Source organism: Candidatus Paceibacterota bacterium, from assembly GCA_041661305.1.
In the GTDB taxonomy this organism is placed as follows: domain Bacteria; phylum Patescibacteriota; class Minisyncoccia; order Phycocordibacterales; family VMEP01; genus VMEP01.
Window position 1 is genome coordinate 1 of record JBAZUR010000009.1, and the last position, 3,572, is coordinate 3,572.

Annotated in this window: 3 protein-coding genes; all 3 read left to right on the forward strand. The window is 38.9% G+C overall.

What is annotated here, in order from left to right; translation table 11 throughout:
- A partial coding sequence (locus WC724_03825; GenBank protein ID MFA6078113.1) for a hypothetical protein occupies window positions 1–1,527 on the forward strand: 1,527 nt, incomplete at its 5' end.
- Window positions 1,514–1,855 (forward strand): hypothetical protein, encoded by a 342-nt coding sequence (locus tag WC724_03830; protein ID MFA6078114.1) that lies wholly within the window; start codon window positions 1,514–1,516, stop codon window positions 1,853–1,855. The genes WC724_03825 and WC724_03830, both read left to right, overlap by 14 nt.
- A 37-nt stretch (window positions 1,856–1,892) precedes the next feature.
- Complete coding sequence (locus tag WC724_03835) at window positions 1,893–3,524, forward strand: hypothetical protein (protein MFA6078115.1); 1,632 nt, start codon at window positions 1,893–1,895, stop codon at window positions 3,522–3,524.
- Window positions 3,525–3,572: the final 48 nt, after the last annotated feature.

Sequence of the window (3,572 nt, forward strand, 5' to 3'; positions counted from 1 at the left end):
TTTATGTTCACAAAAACAATCACCAATTTCAAACAAGGAATGACACCCAACCTTTACGGTGATGGTATTTTCAAGATAGAACATTTCGGACACGTTACAGAGCAAGCACGACCTTATCGGGCATTGGTTTTAAGTGATATGACTCACGGTGAAGGTGGAGCGATGCTTTCAACCACGAAGTTTGCGACAATAAGTGGTATTATTTACACAATAGGCGAAGAAGTCGGTTCAGGTTCAAGACCTATTTTATCAAAATGGGACGGGACAAATAAATATTGGGATAATTTTCAGTCATTTAATAAAGATAGTATTTACGCTCAAATGATTTTCGGTTATGCGGGAAATCTTTATGGACTTTGGAGAGATGGAAGTGCGGCGACAACTGGTTATCTTTGGAAAATGACAACGGCAGGTTCTCTCACGGCTCAACATCAAACAAAAGCGTGGACGAATTATTGCGACCCATTTTATCGCAAAGCAAACAATTTAGAATATCTTGGAATTGATAACGTCATCTATTCTTTTGACGGAACTACTCTTACGGCAGTATTTACTCACCCTCTAACGACCTTTGTGTGGACTTGTATTGCAGAAAATGGAATATATATTCAACTTACAGGATATGACACCGCCTCACTTGAAGCAACCTCTTATCTTTGGGACGGTAATAGTACCGTCAATGACGTAAACCAAAAGTATAATCTTGGTTTTGATTATCCTTTGCATACCGCCACTCTTGGAGATTTTCATTTCTTCGTACTTTCCGACAGAACAAACGCAAATATCGCAGACGTAGGAACGCAACAGAGTAAAAAACTCATAATAAAATACTCACTTAATGACGGAATACTCAAAGACGTAAATACTTTCTATTTCAAAGAATTGTATGCTTATGGAACTTCCTCAAATGGGAGTATAGAAGTAGGCGGAAGATTTGTAGAAGATGACAAACTTTATTTTGGTGCATCGGCAAAATTCCAAAACGAAACAACTACTTCAAAAGTAATCTTCTGTTTAGACTCAAAAGGAAATCTCTCTATCGCACAAAATCTTGATGTTGATACTTCTTCCTTAAGTTATCCCATTGGTATACTCAAACAACGTGATGGTTGGTGGTTTGGAATGGGTGGAATTACGGCAACAAATAACTGGAACACCACGACAACCGAAGCAACATATTCTTATCCAGCATTTTTTGAAACTCCAATATTTTCGTCAAACAATTTCACAAATAATATTAATATTCTCGGCTACACAGTAACGACCGAGCCACTCGCTTCAGGTGCTTCAGTGATTATAAAAGTACGAGGAGATAACGAAACAGCGTGGACAACCCTTTCAACACACGACACAGACGGTTCAGTAGACTATGCAATGATTGGAATTGTTTCAGCAACAGGATTGGCGTATGGAACACGCTCACAAATGCAGTTTAGACTTGAGAGTATCGGAGGGGCAGTGATTACAGGATTTTCTGTTACCTTTAATGAGATTCCAAGCAACACTTATTCTTATGCAACCAAATAAATTCACACCCGAACAACAGCAAGAAATTGACAGAATGATTGATAAAAAAATATCATCACTTTTTAAGAATGAAAAATACGTCTTCTCAAAAGATATTCAGATTTTAGATAATAGAACTATACAGGTGGGTACAAACAAAGGTTTACAAATCGGTACAAGTGCAACACAGAAAATCGCTCTATTCGGGAGTACTCCAGTTGTAAAAGCCAGTGCCGTAACCGCACCAACAAACGCAGGAGGATTGTACGACCAAACCGTCGCTCAAACAACGGTTGACGCAGTAAAAGCTATCATTCTCATAATTAAAAACATTGGTATTAGTTCCTAGATTTTTATCGAAAAATATGTTATAATTAAATAATAAAATGCCTCCTAAAACAAACCAACAAGTAATCGATGAAGCGACAAAAGTGGCACAAAACGCCTCAAACATTTCCGGTGTTTCGGGAGGTGCATATAAGCCACAGGCGATAAGTTCTGAACAGTTAGCTCCAGCGAGTCCGGTGAATTTTGGAACTTATAATCCGCCAACTCCACCTGTTCTTCAACCGACCACTTCCGCCACAGATGCCATTGATGCACAACTCAAAGCAAGTACTGAATTGGGTTCCTCAGAAAACAGTGTTCAAAAAATGTTTGACCAGTATATGACTGGACTCGGAACACAACAAGAAGCCGATAAATACCGAATACAGCAAGAGAATCAAGCAGGATATACCACTGCTAATAATCAAATCAGACAGTACCAAGACGAATATAATGCCATTGTTAGAGAACAAACGGCATTGCCTTACGCTATGCAGGAAGATATAAAAAATAGACCGGGCGTATCAGTCAAAGGGGCTGTTTCAGTTGAGGAAATGGGAAGAAATAGAGAAATCATAAGTCGTGGTTTAATTAAACAATCTCAACTAGAAGTAGCAAGAGGAAACCTCGCTCAAGCCAAAGAAACCGCCGACAGATCCGTACTAGTAAAGTATGGCGACATCACCAAACAATTAGAGTATCAAAAAAACGCTCTTGATATGATAGTCAAGAGTCCAGAGTATACGAAATCGCAACAGGATAGAGCGATGCAACAGTCTTTACTTTTAGAGGACAGAAAAACGGCAGTTCAGAATAAAATTGATGACGACAAGTCTATAATGGCTCTCGCCCTTTCAGCACAAAAGAATAATCCAAATGACCCAGCCGTGGGGATAGCGGTGAATCAAGCGATAGCAAGTGGAGACCTTAAAAAAGCGTTTGCTTTACTCGGAAAGTATCAGGATAATCCAATGGAACTTGCACAAAAGATACTTGACCAAGATTTGACAAGACAACAAATAAAAACATCAAAAGCAACCGAAGCGAAAACTTATGCAGAAATGGATTCTGCAAAAAATGGTGGAAATGAAATCCTTTCAGTAGCGGAAGCAACGGCTCTTAATCTTCCTTACGGAACAACAAAACAGCAAGCGATATCTTTAGGCAAAACACCAATGAAACCCGCAACGGCGGCACAAGAAACAACGGCTCTTTATGCAAACAGACTGGAACAATCAAATGCAATAATTTCAAAACTTGACGACTACGTAATGAACGCAAATCCTATTTCTTACTCATTACAAACAAAACTTCCAAACGTTGCAAACACACTAAAATCGGGGAATTTCCAATCAGTTGACCAAGCACAAAGAAACTTTATAAATGCGGTACTTCGCAGAGAATCAGGAGCCGTCATTTCTCCCGCAGAATTTGAGAATGGAAAACAACAATATTTTGCACAGCCCGGAGATAAGCCAGAGGTGGTAGCACAGAAAAAAGCAAATAGAGATATGGTACAAAGTGGATTTATAAATGGTGCTGGAAGTGCTTATACGCCAATGGTTGACACTATGTCGGGTGTTAAACAAACCGGAACACTACCAAATGGAACTGTTGTTACTGAATATGCAGATGGGACAATCAAAGATGCAAAAGGAAATAAGTATGATAAAAATGGTAATAAAATATAAAATATATGGCTATTAAATGGGACACACCAACAACATCATCTGGGATTA

Excerpts from the sequence above, each read along its gene's own strand:
- WC724_03830 (MFA6078114.1), top strand. The coding sequence starts at position 1,514 with ATGCAACCAAATAAATTCACACCCGAACAACAGCAAGAAATTGACAGA.
- WC724_03835 (MFA6078115.1), top strand. The coding sequence starts at position 1,893 with ATGCCTCCTAAAACAAACCAACAAGTAATCGATGAAGCGACAAAAGTG.